This window comes from Marinobacterium lutimaris, from assembly GCF_900108065.1.
Lineage (GTDB): Bacteria > Pseudomonadota > Gammaproteobacteria > Pseudomonadales > Balneatricaceae > Marinobacterium_D > Marinobacterium_D lutimaris.
The window spans coordinates 54,981-78,930 of sequence record NZ_FNVQ01000006.1 but is presented as its reverse complement, the minus strand read 5'-3'; the positions used below and the strand labels follow the sequence as shown (position 1 = coordinate 78,930).

At 58.6% G+C, this 23,950-nt stretch carries 26 protein-coding genes and 1 tRNA gene; 15 read left to right on the top strand and 12 right to left on the bottom strand.

The annotated features are described in order from the left end of the window. Positions 1–2: 2 nt before the first annotated feature. From C4S72_RS21860 to gspN, 10 genes are read left to right on the top strand one after another with little or no spacing between them, the layout of a single operon-like run. Positions 3–1,757, top strand: coding sequence for a secretin N-terminal domain-containing protein (locus C4S72_RS21860; protein WP_200826861.1), 1,755 nt, complete (start codon positions 3–5; stop codon positions 1,755–1,757). Next, a complete protein-coding gene (gene gspE / locus C4S72_RS21855; RefSeq protein ID WP_268807732.1) occupies positions 1,754–3,217 on the top strand; it encodes a type II secretion system ATPase GspE in 1,464 nt (487 codons plus the stop codon). Before C4S72_RS21860 ends, gspE begins: the two co-directional genes overlap by 4 nt. 38 nt (positions 3,218–3,255) lie before the next feature. Next, a complete protein-coding gene (gene gspF, locus C4S72_RS21850; RefSeq protein ID WP_104005326.1) occupies positions 3,256–4,485 on the top strand; it encodes a type II secretion system inner membrane protein GspF in 1,230 nt (409 codons plus the stop codon). Between the two features lie 30 nt (positions 4,486–4,515). After that, positions 4,516–4,962: a type II secretion system major pseudopilin GspG gene (gene gspG, locus C4S72_RS21845; protein WP_104005325.1), complete on the top strand. Its 447-nt coding sequence runs from the start codon at positions 4,516–4,518 to the stop codon at positions 4,960–4,962. A 15-nt stretch (positions 4,963–4,977) separates the two neighbouring features. Beyond that, a complete protein-coding gene (locus C4S72_RS21840) occupies positions 4,978–5,487 on the top strand; it encodes a prepilin-type N-terminal cleavage/methylation domain-containing protein (RefSeq protein ID WP_104005324.1) in 510 nt (169 codons plus the stop codon). Further along, entirely contained in the window at positions 5,487–5,852 is a 366-nt protein-coding gene (locus tag C4S72_RS21835; RefSeq protein ID WP_200826860.1) for a type II secretion system protein, read from the top strand. Before C4S72_RS21840 ends, C4S72_RS21835 begins: the two co-directional genes overlap by 1 nt. Beyond that, a complete protein-coding gene (locus tag C4S72_RS21830; protein WP_104005322.1) occupies positions 5,849–6,544 on the top strand; it encodes a PulJ/GspJ family protein in 696 nt (231 codons plus the stop codon). Before C4S72_RS21835 ends, C4S72_RS21830 begins: the two co-directional genes overlap by 4 nt. A gap of 5 nt (positions 6,545–6,549) precedes the next feature. Next, the gene (locus C4S72_RS21825) at positions 6,550–7,797 is read left to right on the top strand and encodes a hypothetical protein (protein WP_146071929.1); all 1,248 of its coding nucleotides are present in this window, start codon (positions 6,550–6,552) and stop codon (positions 7,795–7,797) included. Next, positions 7,794–8,228 carry a hypothetical protein gene (locus C4S72_RS21820; RefSeq protein ID WP_104005320.1) on the top strand — a complete coding sequence of 145 codons (435 nt, stop codon included), beginning with the start codon at positions 7,794–7,796 and terminating at the stop codon, positions 8,226–8,228. Before C4S72_RS21825 ends, C4S72_RS21820 begins: the two co-directional genes overlap by 4 nt. Then, positions 8,225–8,950 (top strand): type II secretion system protein N, encoded by a 726-nt coding sequence (gene gspN, locus C4S72_RS21815; protein WP_104005319.1) that lies wholly within the window; start codon positions 8,225–8,227, stop codon positions 8,948–8,950. Before C4S72_RS21820 ends, gspN begins: the two co-directional genes overlap by 4 nt. Positions 8,951–8,992: 42 nt before the next feature. Here gspN and tatC read toward each other — a convergent pair whose 3' ends face one another. Genes tatC through tatA form a run of 3 tightly spaced genes read right to left on the bottom strand, consistent with a single transcriptional unit; the run spans position 8,993 to position 10,373 of the window. After that, the gene (tatC, locus tag C4S72_RS21810) at positions 8,993–9,754 is read right to left on the bottom strand and encodes a twin-arginine translocase subunit TatC (RefSeq protein ID WP_104005318.1); all 762 of its coding nucleotides are present in this window, start codon (positions 9,752–9,754) and stop codon (positions 8,993–8,995) included. Continuing rightward, complete coding sequence (gene tatB / locus C4S72_RS21805; RefSeq protein ID WP_104005317.1) at positions 9,751–10,107, bottom strand: Sec-independent protein translocase protein TatB; 357 nt, start codon at positions 10,105–10,107, stop codon at positions 9,751–9,753. The genes tatC and tatB overlap by 4 nt, the downstream gene beginning before the upstream one ends. An 11-nt stretch (positions 10,108–10,118) precedes the next feature. Next, on the bottom strand, positions 10,119–10,373 hold the full coding sequence (tatA, locus tag C4S72_RS21800) for a twin-arginine translocase TatA/TatE family subunit (RefSeq protein ID WP_104005316.1): 255 nt from the start codon (positions 10,371–10,373) through the stop codon (positions 10,119–10,121). A 468-nt stretch (positions 10,374–10,841) separates the two neighbouring features. On the opposite strand from tatA, the gene C4S72_RS21795 reads away from it, so the two are divergent. Continuing rightward, positions 10,842–11,771, top strand: coding sequence for a LysR family transcriptional regulator (locus C4S72_RS21795; protein WP_104005315.1), 930 nt, complete (start codon positions 10,842–10,844; stop codon positions 11,769–11,771). 4 nt (positions 11,772–11,775) lie between these two features. Here C4S72_RS21795 and C4S72_RS21790 read toward each other — a convergent pair whose 3' ends face one another. From C4S72_RS21790 to C4S72_RS21755, 8 genes are all read right to left on the bottom strand, one after another. Continuing rightward, positions 11,776–13,053 carry a TRAP transporter large permease gene (locus C4S72_RS21790; protein ID WP_104005314.1) on the bottom strand — a complete coding sequence of 426 codons (1,278 nt, stop codon included), beginning with the start codon at positions 13,051–13,053 and terminating at the stop codon, positions 11,776–11,778. A 50-nt stretch (positions 13,054–13,103) separates the two neighbouring features. After that, positions 13,104–13,616 carry a TRAP transporter small permease gene (locus C4S72_RS21785; RefSeq protein ID WP_160115570.1) on the bottom strand — a complete coding sequence of 171 codons (513 nt, stop codon included), beginning with the start codon at positions 13,614–13,616 and terminating at the stop codon, positions 13,104–13,106. Positions 13,617–13,690: 74 nt separating this feature from the next. Continuing rightward, the gene (locus tag C4S72_RS21780) at positions 13,691–14,683 is read right to left on the bottom strand and encodes a TRAP transporter substrate-binding protein (RefSeq protein ID WP_104005312.1); all 993 of its coding nucleotides are present in this window, start codon (positions 14,681–14,683) and stop codon (positions 13,691–13,693) included. A gap of 46 nt (positions 14,684–14,729) precedes the next feature. Next, on the bottom strand, positions 14,730–15,596 hold the full coding sequence (locus C4S72_RS21775) for a carbon-nitrogen hydrolase family protein (protein WP_104005311.1): 867 nt from the start codon (positions 15,594–15,596) through the stop codon (positions 14,730–14,732). A gap of 512 nt (positions 15,597–16,108) precedes the next feature. Continuing rightward, a tRNA-Phe gene (locus C4S72_RS21770) sits at positions 16,109–16,184 on the bottom strand. 77 nt (positions 16,185–16,261) lie between these two features. Next, positions 16,262–16,540 carry an oxidative damage protection protein gene (locus C4S72_RS21765; protein ID WP_104005310.1) on the bottom strand — a complete coding sequence of 93 codons (279 nt, stop codon included), beginning with the start codon at positions 16,538–16,540 and terminating at the stop codon, positions 16,262–16,264. Further along, positions 16,537–17,598 carry an A/G-specific adenine glycosylase gene (gene mutY / locus C4S72_RS21760; RefSeq protein ID WP_104005456.1) on the bottom strand — a complete coding sequence of 354 codons (1,062 nt, stop codon included), beginning with the start codon at positions 17,596–17,598 and terminating at the stop codon, positions 16,537–16,539. Before mutY ends, C4S72_RS21765 begins: the two co-directional genes overlap by 4 nt. Positions 17,599–17,621: 23 nt before the next feature. Next, positions 17,622–19,784 (bottom strand): AsmA family protein, encoded by a 2,163-nt coding sequence (locus C4S72_RS21755; protein ID WP_160115569.1) that lies wholly within the window; start codon positions 19,782–19,784, stop codon positions 17,622–17,624. Positions 19,785–20,089: 305 nt separating this feature from the next. Between C4S72_RS21755 and hisB the strand changes: the two genes are divergently transcribed. The 4 genes from hisB to hisF are packed head-to-tail and all read left to right on the top strand — an operon-like array spanning position 20,090 to position 22,905. Beyond that, positions 20,090–20,683, top strand: coding sequence for an imidazoleglycerol-phosphate dehydratase HisB (hisB, locus tag C4S72_RS21750; protein WP_104005308.1), 594 nt, complete (start codon positions 20,090–20,092; stop codon positions 20,681–20,683). A 1-nt stretch (position 20,684) separates the two neighbouring features. Continuing rightward, a complete protein-coding gene (hisH, locus tag C4S72_RS21745) occupies positions 20,685–21,335 on the top strand; it encodes an imidazole glycerol phosphate synthase subunit HisH (RefSeq protein WP_104005307.1) in 651 nt (216 codons plus the stop codon). Positions 21,336–21,376: 41 nt separating this feature from the next. Continuing rightward, on the top strand, positions 21,377–22,114 hold the full coding sequence (hisA, locus tag C4S72_RS21740) for a 1-(5-phosphoribosyl)-5-[(5-phosphoribosylamino)methylideneamino]imidazole-4-carboxamide isomerase (RefSeq protein WP_104005306.1): 738 nt from the start codon (positions 21,377–21,379) through the stop codon (positions 22,112–22,114). Between the two features lie 17 nt (positions 22,115–22,131). After that, positions 22,132–22,905, top strand: a complete 774-nt coding sequence (hisF, locus tag C4S72_RS21735; protein WP_104005305.1) for an imidazole glycerol phosphate synthase subunit HisF — start codon at positions 22,132–22,134, stop codon at positions 22,903–22,905. 162 nt (positions 22,906–23,067) lie between these two features. On the opposite strand, the gene C4S72_RS21730 is transcribed toward hisF, so the two are convergent. Then, positions 23,068–23,922 (bottom strand): DNA ligase, encoded by an 855-nt coding sequence (locus C4S72_RS21730; RefSeq protein WP_104005304.1) that lies wholly within the window; start codon positions 23,920–23,922, stop codon positions 23,068–23,070. Between the last annotated feature and the right edge of the window lie 28 nt (positions 23,923–23,950).

Below are 23,950 nucleotides of genomic sequence, written 5' to 3'. Positions count from 1 at the left end.
GAATGAATACGCGAAACGACCACTGCAAACTGGCATCTGGCTGGCAGGGAATGCTGCTGGCGGCATTGTTGGCGCTGCCGCTGGGCGCCTCTGCCCAGACACGCTACGAGATCAACTTCGACAATACCGAACTGACCGAGGTGATCAGCAGCGTGGGCCGTATCACCGGCCGCACCTTCATCATCGATCCGCGGGTGCAGGGCAAGGTCAACCTGAGCAGTACCGAGGCGCTCAGTGCCGACGAGGTTTACGCCGTCTTCCTGTCGCAGTTGCGTACCCAGGGCATCGCCGCCGTGGATCTGGGCAGCGGCAAGACCAAACTGCTGCCGGATCAGGCCGCGCGTCTGGAGCCGCTGCCGGTGGAGTCTCAGGGCATGTCGGCCACAGCCGCCGGCGAACAGATGCTGACCCGGGTCTATGAGCTGCGCGGCGCCGACAGTGCCGAACTGATGGCGACGCTGAAGCCGTTGATCGATCCGCAGGTCGGGGTCATTACGCCTGTGCCCTCCAGTAACCGTCTGGTGGTGACCGACTGGCGCAGCAACCTGAACCGTATCGACGCCCTGCTGGCGCAGCTGGATCGGCCGGGGAACCCGGATGTCACCAGCGAGGTGATCTACCTGCAGCACGCCAACGCCTCCGAGGTGGTCGAGGTTTTGAACAAGCTCGATATGGGCGCTGCCGAGCGTGACGCGGCGGCAACGGTCTCCTCTGTATCGGTCAGACAGAGCGTGCGGTTGGAGGCGGATGAGGGCACCAACGCGATCGTGCTGGTGGGCGCCGAGGAGGATCTGCTCGCCTACAAACGGATTATCGACCGCCTCGATATCCGCCGCGCCCAGGTGGTGGTGGAAACCATCATCGCCGAGATCTCCGATTCCCGCGCCAGTCAGCTCGGCGTGCAGTGGTTGTTCTGGGATGGCTCCGGCGGCAACGTGCCGCTGGCCGGTACCAACTTCAGTAACACCACCAGCCTTAACGCGATCGGCGCCGCGGCGGCCAGTGGTGACGATGCCAGCCTTGGTGAGCTGCTCGGCGGCCTGGAAGGACTTACCGCCGGTGTTGGTCGCATCGGCAGCGGTTTCAGCTTTGCCGCGCTGCTCAACGCGTTGCAGACCGAGAGTGGCTTTAACCTGCTCTCCACCCCGACTCTGCTGACCCTGGATAACGCCGAGGCGTCGATCCTGGTGGGTCAGGAGGTGCCGTTTGTGACCGGCTCGGTGACGCAGAACAACGCCAACCCTTACCAGACCATCGAGCGTAAGGATGTGGGTATCAAGCTGACGCTGAAGCCGCAGATCAGCGCCGGTAATTCGGTGCGCCTGGATATCGTCCAGGAGGTGTCGTCCATCTCCGATGATGCCAGTGCCAGTGATGTGGTGACCAACAAGCGCGAGATCCGCACCAGCGCCATGGTGGATGACCAGGGCATGGTGGTGCTCGGCGGCCTGATCAGCGACGAGCGCCAGAACAGCCAGCAGAAGGTGCCGTTGTTGGGCGACCTGCCCGGCGTCGGCCCACTGTTCCGTTCCGACGGCGAAAGCCACGCCAAGCAGCATCTGCTGGTGTTTATCCGGCCGAAAATCGTCCGCGATCCGGCGCAGCTGGAGCAGCTCAGCCAGCAGAAATACCGTGATATCCATAAGGAGCTGAAGCAGCAGCGCGAGCGCCGCGGCGAGGCTGAAGAGGAATCCCAGGATCTGGCCTGGCGTCAGCTGTTCCCCTCCTCGCGGGCGCGGCTGGAGGGCTGGATGTGATCGAGGCGCTGCTGAATTACCGCGTCGCGCGCCGTTCGGGCCTTTGCCTGATCCGCGAAAACGGTGAAGAGCAGCTGTTCTGCAGCCCGGAGTTTGACCCGGTCACACTGCAGGAGCTGCAGCGTACCAAGGGTTTGCCGGCCAAGCTGGAGTGGCTAGATCGCGAGACCTTCGATGCGCGCCTGACCGCAGTCTATGAAAGCCGCCACGGCGATGCCGCCGCCCTGCTCGATGGCCTCGCCGATCAGGTGGATCTGAACAGCCTGATGCAGGATCTGCCCAGCAGTGGCGACCTGCTCGACAGCGAGAACGAAGCGCCGGTGATCCGCCTGATTAACGGCCTGTTTGCCGAAGCGATCCGCCTCGGCGCCTCGGATCTGCATGTGGAGACCTTCGAGGATGCGATCCGGGTACGTTTTCGTATCGATGGCCGCCTGCGCGAGGTGCTGCAGCCGCCGCGTGCGCTGGCGTCGATGCTGGTCTCCTGTATCAAGGTGATGGCGCAGCTCGATATCGCCGAGAAGCGTACTCCTCAGGATGGCCGTATCCGCCTGCGTGCCGGTGGCCGTGAGATCGATATCCGCGTATCGACCCTGCCCGGTATCCACGGTGAACGGGTGGTGATGCGAGTACTCGACAAGCAGGCGGCGCGGCTGTCGCTGGATCACCTGGGTATGCCGGAGCAGGTGCTGCAGTCGCTGCAGCGAACCCTGGCGCAGCCGAACGGCATCTTGCTAAGCACCGGGCCCACCGGCTCGGGTAAAACCACCACGCTGTACAGCTGCCTGAATGAGCTCAATGACGGTCAGCGCAACATCCTCACCGTCGAAGACCCGGTGGAATACGCCATCCCCGGTATCGGCCAGACCCCGCTCAACCCCCGTGCCGGTATGACCTTCGCCAGCGGCCTGCGCGCCATTCTGCGCCAGGACCCGGACGTGATCATGATCGGTGAGGTCCGTGACCAGGAGACCGCCAGTATCGCGGTGCAGGCGAGCCTTACCGGCCACCTGGTGCTGTCGACCCTGCATACCAACAGCGCCGTGGGCGCGATCACCCGCCTGCTGGATATGGGACTGGAGCCGTTTCTGCTGGCTTCGACCCTGAAGGGTGTGATGGCCCAGCGGCTGGTGCGCAGGCTCTGCCCCGAGTGCCACGACTGGCGCGTACCCAGCGCCGCCGAAACCGAGCTGCTGCCGGGCCTCGACAGGCTGGAACAGCTGCCGGTGGCCGTGGGCTGCGATGCCTGCCAGGGCAGCGGCTACAAGGGCCGTATCGGCCTGTATGAATTTATCCGCGTGGATTCAGAGCTGGCCGATCTTATCCACAGCGGCGCCAGTGAAACCGCGTTGGAGAAGTTTCTCCAGGGCCGTCGCCAAAGCCTGGTGGAAACCGCACTGGCGCGGCTGGCCGCCGGCGAGAGCAGCCTCGAAGAGGTGCTCGGCGCTGTGCAGGCTTGATACAGAGCGCTGAGATTAACAGCTGAGGTAAGAGGCCGATGCAGACGTTCAAATACCAGGCTCTGGATGCCAGCGGTAAGACGGTTCGCGACCTGATTCAGGCTGACAGCGAGCGCCAGGCGCGTCAGCTGTTAAGGGATCGCGGACTGTTTCCGCGTCAGCTTGCCTCCACGACCTCTAGTGCTTCGGGTGAGGTGGGAGAGAAAAAAAGTACGCGAGGCTCACGCCGGCGATTGAATCATGCCGAGCGGGTCGAATTGACGCGACAGCTGGCAACGCTGGTGGGGGCGGCGCTGCCGCTGGCCGAGTCGCTGCAGTTGCTGGCGGAACAAAGCACCCAGCCGCGACTACGCGCCGTGCTGCTGCAGCTGCTGGCCAGCGTGCAGGAGGGGCACAGCCTGGCCGATAGCCTGAGGCAGAGCGGCGGCCAGTTTAACGCCATGTACTGCGCCCTGGTGGCCGCCGGCGAGCGCAGCGGACGGCTTGGCCTGGTGCTGGAGCGCCTGGCCGATTACCAGGAGCAGGTGCAGAAGCAGCGTCACAAGGCGATGACCGCGCTGATCTATCCCGCCGCCCTGCTGTTTGTCTCTCTGGCGGTGGTTGTCGGCCTGATGAGTTTCGTGGTGCCCAAGCTGACCGAACAGTTTATCGACAGTGGCCAGGCGCTGCCGCTGCTGACCCGCATTCTGATTGTGCTCAGTGACGCGGTGCTGACCTTCGGGCCGCTGGCGCTGGTGCTGCTGGCGTTGGGTGTAGTTGTCGCGGTGATCCTGCTGCGCAAGCCTGCCTGGGCGCTGCGGCGAGACCGGGCACTGCTGCGGCTACCGCGCCTGGGGGGACTGCTGGTGCTGCTCGACAGCGCACGCCTGTCGCGCTCCCTGGCGATTCTGGTGAGCAGTGGCGTGCCGCTGCTGGACGCGTTGCGGGTCAGTGTCGATACCCTCGGCAATCGAGTATTGCAGGCGGCGCTGCGTGACAGCTGCCAGGATCTGCGCGGTGGTACTTCTCTGTACCGTGCGCTGGGCCAGAGCGGTCATTTTCCCCCGCTGCTGGTGAACATGGTGGCCAGTGGTGAAGCCAGCGGCCGTCTCGATGAGATGCTCGATCGCGTCGCCTCGCATCAGGAGCGCAGCTTTGGCCAGCGCGTGGATACCACGCTGGCGCTGTTCGAGCCGGTGATGATCCTCTGCATGGGCTCCCTGGTGCTGTTCATCGTGCTGGCGATCCTGCTGCCGATCATGCAGCTCAACCAGGCACTGAATTTCTGATTTCTGATTTAACTGTTCATGGAGGTGATCATGTCGCCCAGCATTAAACGCAAACATCATTCCTCGGCCGGTTTCACGCTGATGGAGATCATGGTGGTGATCTTCATCATCGGTCTCCTTGTGGCGATCGTGGCGCCCAACGTGCTCAGCAACCAGGACAAGGCGGTGGAGCAGAAAGTCCGCGCCGACCTGGCGACGCTGGAGCAGGCGCTGGATATGTACCGCCTCGATAACCTGCGCTACCCCAGCACCGAACAGGGGCTCTCGGCGCTGGTAACCCGTCCGGCGCAGCCGCCGGAACCGCGCAGCTACCGTGAAGATGGCTATATTCGCCGTCTGCCGGAAGATCCCTGGGGCATGCCCTACCAGTACCGTATACCGGGCGAGCATGGCCGTATCGATGTGTTCTCCCTGGGTGCCGACGGCCTGCCTGGCGGTGAAGGCAGCGATGCCGATATCGGTAACTGGTCGCTCTGACGGCGGGTTCGGTCGATGCGTGGAGGTACCTCAGCAGGACAGGGCCAGTCCGGCTTCACCCTGCTGGAGCTGATGCTGGTGCTGGCGTTGATCGGGATGATCAGCGCCCTGGGCCTGGCCTGGCTGGGCGGTGATCCCGGACGCCTCTACGAGTCGCGGCTGCAGCAGCTAGAGGTGCGCTTCGCCCAGGCCGATACCCTGGCACGCCAGCGCGGTTGGGTGGTCGGCTGGTATTTCAGCGCCGGTGCTTACCGCTTTATGCGGCTCTCACCGGAGAGCGGTCAGCTCGGCTGGACCGATCTGGGCCGTGATGGCCCCGGCAACAGCAAGGACTGGCCCCAGGATCTCCTGCTGGCTCAAAACACCGGGCGATCCATCAACCCATTTCGTGGCGAGGATCTGCCTGAGCCTCAGCGTATCTGGATGCCCGGCGGCGAACGCCTGGGGGAGGCGCTGAGCTGGTCCTGGCCCAATGGCCAGGCACGGCTGGATGAGCGCGGCCAGCTGCATCTGGGGAGCCGGTGATGCGGTTGCAACAGGGTTTCACGCTGATCGAGGTCATGGTGGCACTGTTTATTGCCGCCACCATGGCAGTCGCGGTGAGCCAGGTGATCGGCCAGCGGGTAGAGCTGCAGCTGGCCAGCTTCGACCGTACCTTCACCGCGCTCTGTGCCCGCGAATTGATGGCGCGCTTTGAAGTGGAATCCTACTGGCCATCTCCCGGGCGACAGCAGGGTGAGATGGTGCAGGGTGAGCGTGTCTGTCACTGGCAGATGGATGTGAACTCCACCGGGCTGCGCGGTGTTAGACGCGGCGAACTGGTGCTGTTTGACGAGACCGACAAGCAGCGCCCGCTGGATCGCTACAGCCTGTTTCTGGCGGCGCCATGAAGTCGACTGCCGATAAAAAAAGCCAGCAGGGTCTGACGCTGATCGAGCTGATGCTGGCATTGGCGATGACCGCTCTGCTGGGAGTGATGCTGGCCACGCTGATCGATGGTTGGGTCGGGCTGCGCACCCACAAAACGGAAGCTTCTACACGGGATACCGAGGTGCTGGAGCTATGCCAGCAGCTGGACAACCGCTTCGCAGCACTGGTGCTGCGTCCGTTGCAGGCGCACAACCTGGCGCTCTACAACGACCGCCTCGACTGGCAGCCGGATCGACAACGGCTGGAGTGGGTGGCCCTGAGCGGCCCGGGGCTTGCCGGCGTGATCGCCTCGACTGATGACAGCGCCGGGCCTGTATCGGAGCGCTTTGGTGTAACCGAGGGTTGGCAGGTGGCGGCGCATCAGCACAGCGCGGTGCAGCGCCAGGCGCTGCACTGGCAGGAGGGACAGCTCTGGTTGGGTGTCAGTGCCGATCTCGATACACCGGCAGCTCCACGCTGGCAAACCCTGGCGTTGCTGGACCGGGTCAGCGATGTGCGGCTTGCTTTCCGGGTGGGTGAGCGCTGGCAGGAATACCCCGGGCAACCGGGCAGCCACACCGAAGCGGTACAACTGAATTTCCGGATGGCACTGAAGCCGGGCACTGCGCCCGCGCCTTATGTCTGCACCTTCGTGCTGCCGGGTGAGAATTGATAACGATGAACAGAATAATGGACGTGGAAAAAGAGGTCGCTCTGGCCACAGCAGCAGCTACCGCTCAGACGGCATCTGGCAGGAAGCGCTGGTTCGGTGCTTCCTCCCGGGAAGAACTGCTACTGCGCCCTGCCAGTCCCGGACTCCCGGATGAAGGCGCAGGACTCTGCTGGCTGCAGCGACGTCATGGCGAAACCCAGGCGTCGGGGCGGGGTCTTCCGCCGTCGCAGTGTCGGCGTCTGCCGGTCACCCTGGTGCTGCAGGGGGCTGACGCCAGCCTGTTTGATGTGGTCGCCCCGCCGGGCCTCAAGGCTCAGGAATACGCGCTTCTGCTGGAAGAGCAGCTGCTGTCTGACCCGGAGACTCAGCAGATTGTGAAACTCAGCCAGGCCGAGGGGCGTTTGCAGCTGCTGGCCTGCGACAAGTCGCTGTTGCACTCCTGGCAAGCCTGGCTGGCTGAGCAGGGTTTCAGGCTGACGCGAGTCCTGTTCGATCTACAGTTGATGCCGCCCGTACCGGGTGGTGTTCTGGGCTGGCAGGGGCCTGCCAACCTCCTGCTGTTGAAAGCGGCGGACAAAGAAAGTGCCGGGGGCTTCCTCAGCTGGCCGGGTAATCAGGTGCCCGCGCTGCCGGAAAAATGGGCGGTGCAGAGCTGGCGCGAATACAGCAATGAAGTCGATGAACTCGAGGCGCTGGCGGCAGCAGGTAGCTCAGCAGCAACCTCGCTGCTGAAACCCACACGGCAGGCTAAGGTGTCGGGGATCAAGCTCCCGGCAGGGCTGCGCCGTCCGCTGCAGCTGACCGCTGTGGCCGCCTTTGCTTATCTCCTCGCCACCGGCGTCTTTCAATGGCGTGAGCAGCAGGCTGCGAATCAACTGCTGCCGCAGCGTCTGGGGCTTGGATCCAGCGCGGATCTGGAGCAGGTGCAGCGGCAACTGACGCGTCAGCTGCGCATGCAACAACTGCCGTTACAGCAGCTGAGCGAGACGGAAGTGCTCACCACTGCACTGTCTGACTGGCTTGCTCAGCATCCCCAGTGGCGGCTGCAGCGGCTTGGAAACAGTATCGAGACCGGTTTTCACGCCAGCCTGATCTGGCAGGGCGAAGGTGAGACACCCGCGCTGGAACAGATCAGGGAGAGTTGGTCGGCTCAGCTTCCGGAGCACCTGAGTGTGAATATGGCGTTGGAAATTCTGGATGGAAAAGCGCGGTTGCAGCTGTCACAGCTAATGGATGCGGAGGTGCAATCATGAACCTGAAGCAAAAATACTGGCACAGCCGCTCGCCGGATGAGCGTCGTCGTCTGGCACTGGCCGGAGCGATCATACTGGCGTTAATCGCCTGGCTGCTGGGGCAGCAGCTGCTCAACTGGAAGCAGAACGGCGAGCGCTGGCAGCAGCTGTCGCAACAGAGCGGGCAGCTGTTGCTGAGTGTACCTATGCAGGAAGCGGACTGGCGGCAGCTGTTGCAGCAACACGATCTGCTGGCGCAGGAGCTCAGCCCCGTCGGCGATGGCTGGCAGCTGCGAGGCCAGGGGATGGAACTTGAGGCGGTACAGCGGCTGGTCAGGGATGCCAGCGCCCGTGGCTGGTATAGCCGCGACTGGCAGCTGGATAACCGTGGCGATGAGGTGCAGTTCGCGTTTCTGTTCCAGGCGATCAATCTGCGGGAAGGATCAATATGAAGATTAAATCCCTGCTCTGGCGATCAGCCTGCGGGCTGGCGGCCCTGAGCCTGTTCCTGGTCACTCTGCTGCTGGGAGCGCCGCTGTCATTCTGGCTGGATCGGGTGACGCTGCCCAAGGATCTTCAGCTTGGCGAGGCGCATGGCAGCCTGCTTAACGGTGGCCTGGCGTCCCTGTCCGGGCCCGGCTGGCAGCTCGGAGCACTGAACTGGCAGCTGAAGCCCGGCTGGCCGCTGCAGGCTGAAGTTGATCTTCAGGTATCCCAGCAACGCTGGGCAGCGATCTGGCAGGGCTGGCCCTGGCAGTGGCAGAGCAGGATTCAGCCTCAGCCCAGTGAGTTCGGCTTTGTCAGGGTGGCAGCGCAGCAGGGCTCCGGCTTTGTCTGGCAGGGCGAATGGCAGGGCGAGATCACGCTGGCAGGTAGCGGGATCGACTGTCAGCGAGCCTCGGGGCAGGTCTCCAGTGATTCGCTGCAGCTGCGGCAGCCGGTTAAAACCGATTTCGGCCAGGTACGCCTGACGTTGAACTGTGGAGAGGCAACCCGGTTGCAGCTCAACACCCTGGGAGCGGGACAGACGCTGCAGTTTTACGCAGATATGGAGAGCCGCCGCAGCCGCTTGCGGGGCAACATTGAGCCCGGCAGCAGCCTGGACGAGCCGGCCAGACTGCTGGGGCTGGTGTCAGATGGAACTGGCGTGGTTAAACGCGGCTGGCGCTGGTGAAGCGCCGCTAAAACACAGATAAACAGATAAAAGAGCAGCGGTTCAGTTTTCCTCTACCGCTGCACTCGCCTGGGATGAACCCAGTGTCATTGCTCTGCCCAGCAGCAGACCCAACTCAAATAGCAGCCACATCGGCAATGCCAGCAGGCTCTGGGAGATCAGGTCCGGCGGTGTCAGCAGCATGCCGATGACGAAGCAGCCGACGATCACATAGGGGCGCTTGGACTGCAGCTCTTGCACGCTGGTCATGCCGGAGCTGATCACCAGTAACGTGGCGATCGGTATCTCAAACACCACGCCAAAGGCGAAAAACAGCTTCAGCACGAAATTCAGATAGCTGCTGATATCGGTCATCACCGCGATGCTTTCCGGCCCCACGCTGGTGAAAAAGCCGAAGATGATCGGAAACACCACGCCATAGGCAAAAGCGATGCCGAGGTAAAACAGCACCACGCTGGAAGCCAGGATCGGTGCCGCCAGCTTCTTCTCATGACCGTACAGGCCCGGGGCGATATAACTCCATGCCTGATGCAGCAGCAGCGGCATGGCGATCAATATCGATACCATCAGGGTCAGCTTGAACGGTGCAAAGAACGGCGAGGTGACATCCGTCGCGATCATGCTGGTACCTGCCGGCATCAGTGCCGTCAGCGGTGCGGAAACCCAGGTGTAGAGATCGTTGGCAAAGGAGAACAGGGCGAGAAAGATAACCAGAATAACCAGCACGCAACGCAGCAGGCGCTGGCGCAGTTCAATCAGGTGCGAGCGCAAAGGCAGCGCCTGATCGGCAGTTTGAGTGCTCATAGAGTGCCTGTGTTGGGCGAAGTCTGTGTTGAAGTGCTGGCTGTCGCGAGATCGTCGGCACTGCGTGCGGTTGCGGTGTTCGTGGCAGCATCATCTGCTGCATCCGCAGCGAAGGGACGACGTGCCTTGTCGAACTCCTGCTTGAACTGTGCCTTCCTGGCGGCAGTGGCCTGCTTCAGTTCATCCACCTTGAGCTCTTCGTTGATCTCCTGCTGGATCGAACCGACCATGCGGCGGATGCGTCCCAGCCAGAGGCCACAGGTGCGGGCCGCGACCGGAAGCCGCTCAGGACCCAGCACCAGCAGTGCGACGACAGCGACTAACAGCATTTCTGTGAAGCCGATATCAACCATGAAGCTGCGCTTTACTTATTGGGCAGAGGGTTGCTGCGGCTCTCCGGCTGGGCGGATTCCGCAAAGGAAGCGTCCTGATCGGCAGGTACGCTGCGCTGGGCGCTGTCAGCATTCAACTTGGCGTCTTCATCGCTGATCGCTTTCTTAAAGCTCTTCAGGGAGCTGCCCAGGTCGCCACCGATGTTGCGCAGTTTTTTGGTGCCAAAAAGCAGAATGATGATCGCCAGCACGATAACCAACTGCCAGATACTGATATTGCCGAGCATAGAGCCCCCAAAATTGAACAAGGAGTTGAACGAATAGAGCCGGGGATTAGACACGACAAATGTTATCGGGCGGTTACAAAGCTCGCTTCTGGCTACTGATATGAGAAATATCTAGGAAAAAACAAAGCGATAGCTGCTCTGCCCACCGCTACATCCTCTTGGAAGCCGGTGTTCATGACGGGCGGGATATCTGTGGTGAATTCTTATTTTTAAATATTAGGCATGGTCAATGTTGTGTGTTTTGTAAGTATTATTATGGATTAAATATTTTTAAAATTTCGTGCTTTTTGTAATTTTATTACCACTATGGTAAGTATTTTTGTGTTCTTATGTGGTTTTTAGTATAAGTTTCACTGCATCGGTATATAAAGATATGAGAACGTAGGTGTTTTTATGACAGATAGTTAAAAATATTTACTATCATTAAAAACCACAATAAATATAAACGGCATTCAGGAAATAATAAAAGTGCAGGAACCCCACTTTGACCTCAACTGGGACGACCTAAAATTCTTACTCGTTCTTTCACGTGAAGGCACGCTCTCTGCAGCCGCTAAAACTCTGGATACCTCACGAGTCACCGTTAAAAGCCGAATTACCAACCTAGAAAGTACAACCGGTGTTCGTTTGTTCTCTCAAGACAAGACAGGTTATGTGTTGACGCAGGAGGGAAGGCAGTTTGCCGAGCATGCTCTTGAGTGTGAACGCCATCTGAGGCTTGCGCTGCTGGATAACAAGAAGGGTGCTGCTCAGCGCATGAAAATGAGGATTGGCGTTGTTGAGGGAATCGGCAACGGCTACCTTGCCGAAAAACTGTCCCATTGGCTTAAAGGTCAGAATATCGATTTCGAACTGGTTTCTTTACCCAAGCAAACCCGGATAACTAACAGGGAAGCGGATATATGTGTCACCTTGGAAGAGCCCGAAGGTGAGAATATTATCAAAAGAATCCTGACTCCCTATACGCTGGGTATCTATGCCAGTGAATCTTATATCGAGGAGTTTGGCCCGCTAAAAGGTTCCCAGGACGTGCTTGACCACATGTGGGTTGGTTATGTTAGGGATCATATTTTTTCGCAACGGCTTAATTATCATCAAGAGTTATCTGCGAATCTTAATTATTCTTTTCGTGGAACAAGTATGGTTTCACAGCTGTTTGCAACATCTGAAGGTCTTGGCCTGGGAATATTTCCAATTTACCTGGCTGGTTCCTTTAATCTCGTCCGGGTTTGTCCTGAAATTTCCTTCGACAGGCAATATTGGATTTCGTCTTCCAGCGATTTACACCGTTTCCCTGGACTTATGCAGGTCTGGAAATATTTGGTGGAGATCTGCGAAAGAGATCGTGACCTTTTCTACGAAGGTAATGAGGGCCTGAGAGTTCAGGCCCGAGCGTGAGTGATCAGGAGTAGATCAAATCAGGCAGCCAGGTGCTGATCCACGGCATATAGGTAATCATGATCAGCGCAATGATCATGATGCCTATGAATGGCATACAGCCTTTCAGTACATCTCGAAGTGACATTTTGGCCACGCCCATGGCGACAAACAGGTTCAGGCCCACGGGCGGTGTAAGCATACCAACTGAAAAGTTTACGATCATAATCAGACCGAAGTGAACGGGGTCGATGCCAACCTGTTCCGCGATGGGCTGAAGCAGCGGTGCAAGAACGATGATGGCTGATGCGCTATCGAGAAAGAAACCGGTTACCAGCATCACCAGGTTAAAAAGTGCAGCGACAGCGAACGGATCTTGAGTGCTTTCGAGTACCTGTGAGGACAGGTTCCCTGGCGCACCAGTGATTGTAAGCAACCAGGAGAATGCGGAAGCCCCGGCGGTAATCAATAACAGAGTAGCTGCAATGGCACCTGAGGATTTCAAGATGCTTTTAAGCTCACCAAGCCCGATCTGTCGGTAGATCACCGCACCCACAAACCATCCGTACATACATGCGATCGCAGCCGACTCCGTGGGTGTGAATACGCCGCTGTAAATTCCGCCGAGCAATAAGACCGGCAGGCCCAGCCCCCAGGCTGAACGCTTGATAGCCCGCAGAATCTCCTTGCCAGTTGGGAAGGGATTGCGCGGATATTTGCGACGTATGGCGAACACTACGCAAGCGGCTATGAGTAAACCGCCGATTAACAGTGCGGGTCCGACCCCTGCTGCGAAAAGCTTGCCGACAGATGCGCCGGTTACAGAACCGTAGATGATAAGCCCGATGCTTGGAGGGACGATTGGTCCGAGTGTACCCGCGACTGTTATCAGGCCGATTGCGAATAGGCGGTCATAACCTGCCGCTACCAGTGCCGGAAACATGATACTGCCGATCGCGATCACTGTAGCGGGGCTGGAGCCGGATATGGCGCCGAAGAACAGGCACGAAAGTACGGCGGCTGCCGCGAGCCCCCCAGGGATCCATCCAACCAAAACGGTCGCAAGATCAACCAGGCGTTGTGATAGGCCCCCCAACCGCATCAGCTCCGATGCAAGGATGAAAAATGGGATCGCCATCAGCGAGAAGTTGTTCATCCCCGCGAACATTCGCATCGGGACAATCACGGGGTCGAAAGGGCCCATAACGCCAACCGCGATGACAACGGCGAACGCCAGGGCTGCAAAGATCGGTAGGCCGAACAGAAGCAGGCCACCGAACGAGACCAATAAACTGGGTAGCATGGTTTTAGTTATCCTTTTTTCAGCCAGGACGGCATAGATATCGGGCCTGCTTACATAGCGCGCAGGTTTTCCTCGGGCGCTTCCTGCTGTTCCTCATGCTGTATTAGCTGCACAAGAGCGTGGATATAGCGGAACAGTGAAAGTAAGCCGGCTAGTGGAATAATCCCGTAAATGGCTGCAACAGGGATCCGCAATGCTGGAGAGAGCTGGCCGCGGTTCAGGGTATTGAGGAATAGCTGGCCCCCGAAATAGATCAGTGCGAGTGCGAAAGCTATACCCAGTATCATCACGCCTCCCCGCAAGATACGGATGTGTCTCTCGGGAACAACGGCGTCGAGCAGATTCACAGAGATATGGCTGCCCATTCGGATACCGATACTGATGCCGATGAAGCTCATTATGATAATAGAATAAAGAACCACCTCTTCGGCCCAATATAACGGCGCATCAAAGACGTACCGCATAACGACCTGAGTGAAGGTGAGTGTAATGGCAAGCCCCATGAAGAAGATCATTGATCCATCTTCGAACCGTGCCAGTACCTTATCAACTTTTGCCAACATACTGCTTACCATCGTCAAAAGTCGGCTCACAGAAGCTTTCCCTGCAAGCCGACTTGGAAGTTAGGTCTGGTCGTTTACTGAGGACCAGCCCCAGTCACTTCATAGATAGAGCTGATCAGTTCAGGGGTAACAACATCAGCAAATGCCTCATGCACCTTGTAGCTCGCCTGGATGAAGGCTTCTTTCTCAGTGTCGGTGAGGCGATGAATGGCGATATCTGACTCGATTTCGGATAGTTTTTCCTGCTCGTATTGGGTTGTCAGATCACGAGCCAGGTCGCGAGCATTATCGAAAGCTTGTGTCATGACCTGCTGAAGGTCTTCTGGCAGAGAGTCCCAGGCATCTTTACTCATGACTGCGGCGTAGCCGTGGTAGGCGTGAGAGGTCAGGGTCATGTGTTTCTGCACTTCGTAGAACTTCATTGCCATGATGTTAGCAATGGGGTTTTCCTGGCCATCAACGACACCAGCCTGTAATCCGCTGTAGACCTCGGCGAACGCCATGGCTGTTGGGTTAGCGCCCCACTCGTTGTACTGGGTTAGGATGACGGGAGCCTGCATGGTGCGCATCTTGATGCCGTTCAGGTCTTCCACGGAGGTAATTGGCTTAACGTTGTTGGTGATCTGGCGGAAACCGGCACCCCAGAAGTTCACGCCGTACATACCATGCTGATCCAGGGTGTCAAGGATTGAGCGACCGACTTCGCCATCGAGCACTTTGGTCATCATCTCGTCACTGGGCAGGATATAGGGCAGGTCGAGCACCTGCATCTTGGGCTCAAAGTTGCCGAGAGTAGCGGTTGGTGGGATAGCGATCTGTACCAGGTTCGCCTGCAGCTGTTCGATGATATCGACATCCCCGCCCAGGCCGCCTGCCGGAATCACGTTGATGTCGATACGTCCGCCGGACTTCTCTTCAACTTCCTTCTCGAAAGCGCGTGCGGCTTTTCCGTTGGGAGTGTCCTCCATCAGGACATGAGCAAAGTTAAACTTAAAATCTGCTGCCGATGCGGTTCCAGCAAAACCTGCGAGTGCAGCGACAGCCGCACATTTAAACATTGCCTTCATATTATTATCTCCGTTGGTGAAAATTGAGAGTGGTAACTTGCGGTAGTTAAGCGAGCTCTCTTCCGCGCACTCGGTCTAACATCAAGGGGTAGTTGGATCTTGAATCGGACAGGTCATCGAGGTTCAGTTCGGCACGGATTGTCTCTGCCGCGAACTGGCCTGCCTGAGCAAGAACACCTTGCGTAGGGGAGACGATCTGGCTCAAGCCCAGGCGTTCCCAAGTCCCTACTTTTTTGCCCAGATCAAGGAAACCGCAGGCGTTGCAAGACACCACAAACGCTTGGTTTTGAATCGCTGTGATTGTGGAAACGTTTTCCCAGAATCTCTTCTTGGTGACGGGATCCCCGGCACCGCCCTTGGCACCGCCAGACCAGAACGAAGATGTGACGACAAGGATGTCTGCGCCCTGCATGAAGTGCTCAAGGGCAACCTCGGGGAAAAGCGCTTCGTAGCAGATGATGATGCCGATGCGGCCTAGAGAGCATTCGAAGGTGACACGCTCTGTACCTGGCGTGTAGTAAAGCTTCTCGATGCCTGGAAGGTAGCGTTTACGTTGCACGCCCACTATACCTTCGGGCCCGATCAGTGCCGCGCTGTTGTAGATGGTACCGATTGTTTTCGAGCGTTCGTTAAAACCGACAACGGTGTGAACACCAAGCTCTTTCGCCGCTTCAACGATTGCGGTTAGCTCAGGTCCGTCCAGGTCGATGGAACCCTCTTCCCAAAGTCGCTTGAGCCCGCCCTCTTCATGTTTGAAAAAGCTGGTCAATCCGGCTTCGGGGAAAACGATGAGCTCACTGCCATGGGAAGCCTCGACCTTCAATCGATCAAGAATGAAAGCAAGATTATCGTCCATGGAGCCCAGCTCTACTGGCTGGTGCTGGACTGCGCTCGCTACGACCTTGTTCTGCATTGAGTGTTAAACCTTTTGATCAAAGTTTTTCGGGTGGGGACTCAGGCCCCTCGTTTGAAAAACCATATCGAGGCTCGTGCAGAACGCCTAGGTAAGGTAAACGTACGCCTTGTGTAAGAAATCTTTCATCGGTCGCTTATAGGCATTTAATATCAATGTGTTACCGATATGCGGCAGATGGGTTTTCGATAGGAACTTTGTTAAATGAAGACCTATAACTGGGATGGGTGGTCCAGCGGGCAACTAGAAATATGCCTGAGGAAAGAGGAGCTAGTTGTTGCAAGAGGTATAGAGGGCTTGTGAGGAAGGGAGACCACAAGTTTTGAGGAGGTCGAGATGGTAGCGTCTGCCCCGATAGCGTGGAGCCGTTTGAGCCTTTTTCACGGGCGAGAGAGGCGGCCAGCCTGGCGAAAAATCGCGCACAAGCCAAGCAGTACACATGGATTGTTCGGAATTTTTACCGCGCACCAGATACAAAAAAGGCCTGCATCTAGTGCAAGCCTTCTAAGTAGTGGTGCCCGGAGGCGGAATCGAACCACCGACACGGGGATTTTCAATCCCCTGCTCTACCGACTGAGCTATCCGGGCAACGAGGCGCGTATTAAACCCGACTTGATGGAGGGTGTCAACGCCTTGTTTTCACTTTTCTTTATTTAGTTCTTTAGTCAGTTACTCTCGGATGGCGGCACGTAACCTTCGGCCTTGTCGTACTCTTCGCCGGAGAGGAATTTCTTCATCTCTTCCTGCAGATATTTGCGGCTGTTCGGGTCCATCAGGCTCAGGTGCTTCTCGTTGATCAGCATGGTCTGGTGGTCGGTCCACTCCTGCCAGGCCTGCTTGGAGACGTTGTCGAAGATATCCTGACCAACCGGGCCGGGATACGGCGGACGCTCCAGACCTTCCATCTCTTTTTTGTATTTGCGGCAGATCACTGTGCGGCTCATGGTTTGTCTCCCGTTTTGCTGGCTCCGGTGATGGTGTGCAGCAGTTTTTTCACCGGTGCGGCCAGGCCAATATTTTGTGGTTGGCGGGTGTTATACCAGAGTGTCGGCGGGCCTTCCATGACGCAGTTTATGGGGTCTTTCAGGCTGACCAGCACCGGGGTGATGTCCAGGTGGTAATGGCTGAAAGTGTGACGCAGCGGCTCCAGAGGCTCTGCTGTGGCGATTTCCAGCCCCAGCTCGGCGGGTGCGTCGCGCAGGTCCTGCACCTCCGGCAGGCTCCACAGACCGCCCCAGATACCGCTCGGTGGGCGTTGTGCGAGGAGCACGTGACCCTCGTCGTTGCGGATGATCAGCATCTGGGTCTGCTTCACCGGCTGCACTTTCTTTGGCTTCGGCGACGGCAGTTTGTCGGTCACGCCCAGGGCAAAGGCCTTGCACGAGGGCTGCAGCGGGCAGAGCAGACAGCTGGGCTTGCTACGGGTGCAGAGTGTGGCGCCCAGGTCCATCATCGCCTGGGTGTAGTCTCCCACACGATGGTGGGGGGTATTTTGCTCCGCCAGGCTCCAGAGCTTTTTTTGCACCGCGGTCTGGCCGGACCAACCCTCCACCGCGTAGCAGCGTGCCAGCACCCGCTTGACGTTGCCATCGAGTATGGCGGCGCGACGGCCGCTGGAGATCGACAGGATAGCGCCCGCGGTGGAACGGCCTATGCCGGGCAGCTTTTCCAGCTCGTCGACACTGAGAGGAAACTCGCCGCCAAAATCGTTGCTGACTATATTCGCCGCTTTGTGCAGGTTACGGGCGCGGGCGTAGTAACCCAGCCCGGTCCAGAGATGCAGCACTTCGTCGATATGGGCCTCGGCGAGGCAGTGTACATCCGGGAAACGCTGCATAAAGCGCTGGTAGTAAGGGATCACCGTGGCAACCTGGGTTTGCTGCAGCATGATCTCAGAGATCCAGGTGTTGTAGGCGAGCTTTTCCTGTTGCCAGGGAAGGTCCTTGCGGCCGTGCTGGTCGAACCATTCCAGCACGGCCGAATGGAACTCATCCGGCGTCATTTCGATATGAGTCAAACTGGTCATCAGTTACCAAACAGCCCTTTCAGCAGGGATTTTGCGCCCTCATCGCCGAGCTTCTCGCCCAGTTTTTCCTCGATTTTGCTCTTCTGTTCTTCGAGCTTGCCGCCCACTTTCTCTTCAACCCGTTTCTGCGCTTCCGCCTTGATCAGGTTGGTGAAGGCGCTGGCATCCGGACGGCACATCTGCGCCGGATCTGTATCGAAGGAGCCCTTGCAGTTCACCGGGAACTCGACACCTTCCAGACGGTTGTTGATCGAGCAGGTTTCGTTGAACAGGTTGGACTTGATGGTCAGGCCCAGGCGGTAGTCGATCAGCGCCTGAGGCAGATCCACGTTGCCGCTGCCGCCCAGGGTCAGCGCATCCAGGTTGGCGGTAAGGTCCTTGTTGCTGACCACGCCGTTGGTGATATTGAACGAGCCACCCATATCGGCGAACGGTGTGGACTGGTCCACCTGCTGGGTATTCACGCCCAGGCTCGCCACGTTATTGATTCCCTGACACAGGGTCTGCGCCATGCTGATCCCCTCGATGACACCATCGGAGGCCTTGATGTTCAGCATGCCGCTGAGGGAGTTGATGATCGAATGCATCGACTGTCCCTGGGCGCTGAGCAGAGCGTCAGAGCTGAAGGTACCGGTGAGTGGCGCGCTGTCGCTGAGGTCGGTGAGCAGTTCGCCGATCTGGATGCCGCTGATCTTTTCGCTGATATTGATCTTCAACGGCTTTTTGCTGGCATCGAGCTTCGCTGAGCTGCGAATGGCGCCCGAGTACATATCGGCGTTGATGCGGCTCAGTTCAACCACGCTGTTGTGAGCGCTCAGGGTCAGGCCAACATTGTTGGCGACGATGCCGGAGATGGTCAGTTTACCCAGGTCAAAACTGGCATTGAGATTCAGGGCCTGCAGCGGCTCGATCGGGATGATCTCCTCTTTCGACCAGCGCTCGCTGTTTGCAGGGCTGCTGCCCTCGCCCGCTGCGCTGGCGGAGCCTTCGCTGGCTGGCGGCAGGTAGCGGTCGGCGTTAAAGCTCTCGCCTTTCAGGGTGACCGCCTGGCCCAGGGTGTTGAGATCAACGGCTGCGTTACCGTTGAAACTGCTGTCGTCGACGTTGATCGTCAGTGGGTTCAGTGCCAGGGTATCGCGGGTACCGGCCAGGGTGGCGCTAAGGCCGATCCGGGTCAGTGCATCCGCATCGGCGGTTTCCGGTGCGCTCTGGCCCAGGGTTTCGAGCAGCTGCTTCAGGTTGAACTCATCGACCTTCAGGGCGCCCTTGATCACAGGTGATTCGAACTGCTCCACGCTGACCTGTGCGCTGGCGTTAAGATTGGCCAGGGCCAGCTTCTGAAGATCCAGTTTGGCCAGCTGTTCAGCCAGGTTGGCATCGACATCGGCTTCGATGTTCAGCTCAAGCGGTTCTCCCGGGGTCAGGCCCGCGATACCGGTAGTCGCGACGATGTCGCTGAGCTGATAGCGCTGGCTGGCCAGGTCCAGCAGTGCATTCGCGGTCAGTGAAGTACTCAGTGACAGGGTTTCTGCATTGTTCTGGAACTGCTTGATCTCGGCACTCAGCTCCAGCGGGATCGGCTGGTTGGGCATCAGCTGGCCGGTGGTCAGGTTCAGCCCGGAGACCTCTACCCGGGTGCCAGCGGTTTCATCGCTGTAGATTACCTGGGCATCGCTGAGCACTATCTCTTCGATACTGAGGCTTTTCAGGAAGGATGCGTTGCTTTCGCCGCTACTGCTTTCCTGCTGGGCGGGTTCCTCTGTACCGGCGGCTGTCTCCGGTCCGGTCCAGTTATTACCCTGCTCGCTGGCGATGAGATTCAGTTTCAGGCCATTCACCTGAACACTGCTCATCTCAACATTGCCGCTCAGCAGTGGCATCAGTTTTACCGACACCTGCGCCTGCTGCAGCTGGGCCAGCTCCGGCTTGTCGGTGTAGCGCAGATCGATTTCATTGACCGCCAGTCCCAGCCAGGGGAATACCGACCAGTCGATGTCGCCGTTGATCTTCAGATCGAGGCCGGCCTGGTCACGGGCTGCCTGCTCTATTTCGCCGCGGTAGTCGTTCGGGTCGAAGACGAGGCCCAGCAGAATGCCGCCTGCGCCAATCGCGAGAACAACCAGTACTACCAAGCCTATTAACAGCCGTGTAAGCAATTTCATGGGTTTAATCCTTAAAGCCTCTGTCTGTGCTGAGTCTGCCGCAGTCATTGTAGCTAATTGCCTGTTATACGTGTCTTTATTATGAACTGGCCGGCAAACGTGCGTTTTATGCTGCTATGTGACAAAGCGGAGGTCAAACCGTTCGAAACACTGGGAAATTAACAAGTGGCTGGCTTTCCCAGGCTATGAACTCCATAGCTTACCCGGCGCTGCCGTTGGCGACGGCTTGCTGTATAATGTGGGCCTTAAATGCTTTCAATCACTTTCAATTGATAGCCCACGCACGCGCAACGGCGGAGACAGAGATGGCCGATCGTACTGCCAGAGTGACCCGTAATACTCTGGAAACCCAGATCACCGTATCGATCAACCTCGATGGCACAGGCCAGTTCGAGTCCGATACCGGCGTTCCTTTCCTTGACCACATGATGGATCAGATTGCCCGTCATGGCCTGATCGATATGGAGATCAATGCCATTGGTGATCTGCACATAGACGATCATCACACCGTCGAGGATATTGGCATCACCCTGGGCCAGGCGTTCAAGCAGGCCGTGGGCGACAAGAAAGGGATCCGTCGTTACGGCCACGCCTATGTACCGCTGGACGAAGCGCTGTCCCGCGTGGTTATCGATTTCTCCGGCCGTCCGGGCCTGGCGATGGATGTGGACTTCACCCGTGGCCGCGTCGGTAGCTTCGACGTGGATCTGTTCAGTGAATTTTTCCATGGCTTCGTTAACCACGCTCAGGTGACGCTGCACATCGATAACCTCAAGGGCAAGAACACCCACCATCAGGCCGAGACGATCTTCAAGGCGTTCGGCCGTGCCATCCGCATGGCGCTGGAGGAAGACCCGCGTGCCGCCGGAATCATGCCGTCGACCAAGGGATGCCTCTGAGATGAGCAGTATCGCAGTTATCGATTACGGCATGGGCAACCTGCACTCGGTCGCGAAGGCGCTCGAGCATGTCCAGCCTGGTGTTGAAGTACGCGTAACCGCTGATCCGGAACAGGTGCGCAGCGCCGACCGTGTGCTGCTGCCCGGTGTTGGCGCGATCCGCGATTGTATGGCCGAGATCCGCCGTCTGGGTGTGGATAAAGAGGTGCGCGAGGCGATCGCCTCCGGTAAGCCGTTCCTCGGTATCTGTGTCGGTTACCAGGCGCTGATGGAGTTCTCTGAAGAGAACGGCGGCGTCGACTGCCTCGGCGAGTTTGAAGGCCGGGTTAACTTCTTCGGCGAAGAGCTTCGCGAAGCCGGCTGCAGTGACCGTCTCAAGGTGCCGCACATGGGCTGGAACGAAGTGCAGCAGAGCATCGACCACCCGCTGTGGAAAGATATCGACAACGGTAGCCGTTTCTATTTTGTCCACAGCTACTACGTCAAGCTGGCCCAGCGTGGCCAGGTCGCGGCAACCTGCCATTACGGTGTGGATTTCGATGTGGCGCTGGCGCACAAGAACGTGTTCGCCACCCAGTTCCACCCGGAAAAGAGCCATACTGCAGGCCTGCAGCTGCTGAAGAACTTCCTTAACTGGGACGGTCAGGTCTAAGGCCTGCGTCCCCGAGACAGACTTTCAAGGTTTTATCCACAATGCTGATTATCCCCGCGATCGATCTCAAGGATGGCAAATGCGTACGCCTGCGTCAGGGCCGCATGGACGACTCCACCGTATTCTCCGACAACCCGGTCGATATGGCCGCCAAGTGGGTTGAAGCCGGCTGCCGTCGTCTGCACCTGGTGGACCTGAACGGCGCTTTCGCCGGTAACCCGGTGAACGGCGAAATCGTCAACGCCATTGCCAAGGCTTATCCGGACCTGCCGATCCAGATCGGCGGTGGTATCCGCTCTGCCGAGACCATCCAGGCGTACCTGGATGCGGGCGTTGAGTACGTCATTATCGGTACCAAAGCGGCGAAAGAGCCTGAATTCGTCACCGAGATGTGTAAGCAGTTCCCGGGTCACATTATCGTCGGCCTGGACGCCCAGGACGGCTACGTGGCGATCGACGGCTGGGCCGAGATCACCGACGTGAAAGCGGTGGATCTGGCGAAGCGTTTCCGTAACGACGGCGTCAGCGCCATCGTTTACACCGATATCAGCCGTGACGGCATGATGCAGGGCGTAAACGTGGAAGCCACAGTCGAGCTGGCTCGCGAAGCCGGTATCCCGGTGATCGCCTCCGGCGGTGTCACCGATATCGAAGATATCCGCAAACTGGCGGCTGTGGCTGATCAGGGCATCCTCGGTGCTATCACTGGTCGTGCTATCTATGAAGGCACGCTGGATGTGGCCGAAGCTCAGCAACTGAGCGACGAGCTGAGCAAGTAAGAAGAGCGGAGACGATCATGGCACTGGCAAAACGCATTATTCCCTGTCTCGATGTTGAGAACGGCCGCGTGGTTAAAGGCGTGAAGTTCCTCGATATCCGCGATGCCGGCGATCCGGTCGAGGTCGCCAAGCGCTACAACGAGCAGGGCGCGGACGAGATCACCTTCCTGGATATCACTGCCAGCCATGAAGAGCGCGACACCATGGTGCATACCGTGGAGCGCATGGCAGCAGAGGTGTTTATCCCGCTGACCGTCGGAGGCGGTATCCGCACCTGCGAAGATATCCGCAAGATGCTCAACGCCGGTGCCGACAAGGTCTCGATCAACACAGCGGCCGTGTTCAACCCGGAGTTTGTGCGTGAAGCCGCCGAGCGCTTCGGCAGCCAGTGCATCGTGGTCGCCATCGACGCCAAGAAAGTTTCCAAGGAAGGCGAGCCGGACAAGTGGGAGATCTTCACCCACGGTGGTCGCAAGCCCACCGGTCTGGATGCCGTGGAATGGGCGAAAAAGATGGTTGAACTGGGTGCCGGCGAGATCCTGCTGACCTCCATGGACCAGGATGGCGTCAAGAACGGTTACGACATCGGTGTTACCCGCGCCATCTCCGAAGCGGTGCAGGTACCGGTGATCGCCTCTGGCGGTGTCGGCAACCTGGATCACCTGGTGGAAGGCTGTATTGAAGGCAAGGCGGATGCGGTGCTGGCGGCATCTATCTTCCACTTCAACGAGTACACCATTCCGCAGGCGAAAGAATATATGCGCGAGAAGGGCGTCGAAGTCCGACTTTGATCCTTTCCTGAATATCGCATCAGAAAGGCCCCGAAAGGGGCCTTTTTTGTGCATCTTCCTAGGAGCGACGACCCCGTCGTGATCGCCCGGCCGCGGTTTTGCATCACCGCCAAGCCAGCCCGATCGGCGCGAGGCGCGCCTCGTACATTGCAAGGCAAACGTTTAGATCTCCGAGTTGTAGATCCTCACAAACCGGGCGAAGCGCGGCAATCCCTGGCTGGTCAGGCCGTTAAACCTGTATGTCACCAGGCTGCCGATCTCCGGCGGTGTGGCGCGCTGGGCATCACTTAACCCAGATCCTATGCGGAAACGCAGCCCCTCGGTTGTTTCGACGATAAGCGCGCCGGTCATTCCCTCGTATTTGCCTTCGCCACGGGTGTAGCCGACCACTTCTGCTTCGGCGTCATCATAGCCGCGGTATTTGAGCAGCAGGTTGGTGCGGGCGTTCACGTAGTGGGCGGCGAAGTGGTGCAGCATCAGCCCTTCTCCACCGCTGCGGCGGGTCTGCTCCAGCAACTGGTCGATCTGTTCACGGGAAAGGCCGCGCGTCTGTTCCAGCAGGCGGATCTGCGGGTTATCCACAGCGCCGATAAGCTGGCCCAGGGCGTCTAGCCGCTCGCTGAAGTTACCCGGGTGCGCAGGCAGGTCAAAGATCTGCAGCTGTACCTGTTGCCAGAGCGGGTCCTGGGGGTCGGCTCGCTGAATCAGCCCGCTCATTTCGCTAAAGCGGGCCCTGCCCAGCCAGAGTTCTCCGTCCATGGGGACCGGCGGCAGCCCTGCCTTGAGAGATTCCGGCGCCTGGATCGTGAAGCCACTGCGGGTGCGCAGCTCCGTGCCGGTCCAGCGGGTGCGCACACCATCAAGTTTCTCACTGACAAAATAGGCGGGGCTGTCGATGGTCTGGCTGCTTTGCAGCCGCTCGGCGCTCATGATGGCGGGAGCCTGGGTCGCAGCTATAACGCTGGGGGTGGTCAGGCAAAACAACGCTGCGCCCGACCAGAAAAGTGGGGTGTTCATTCTGTTCCTCCTTTTCCCTGGAGTTATC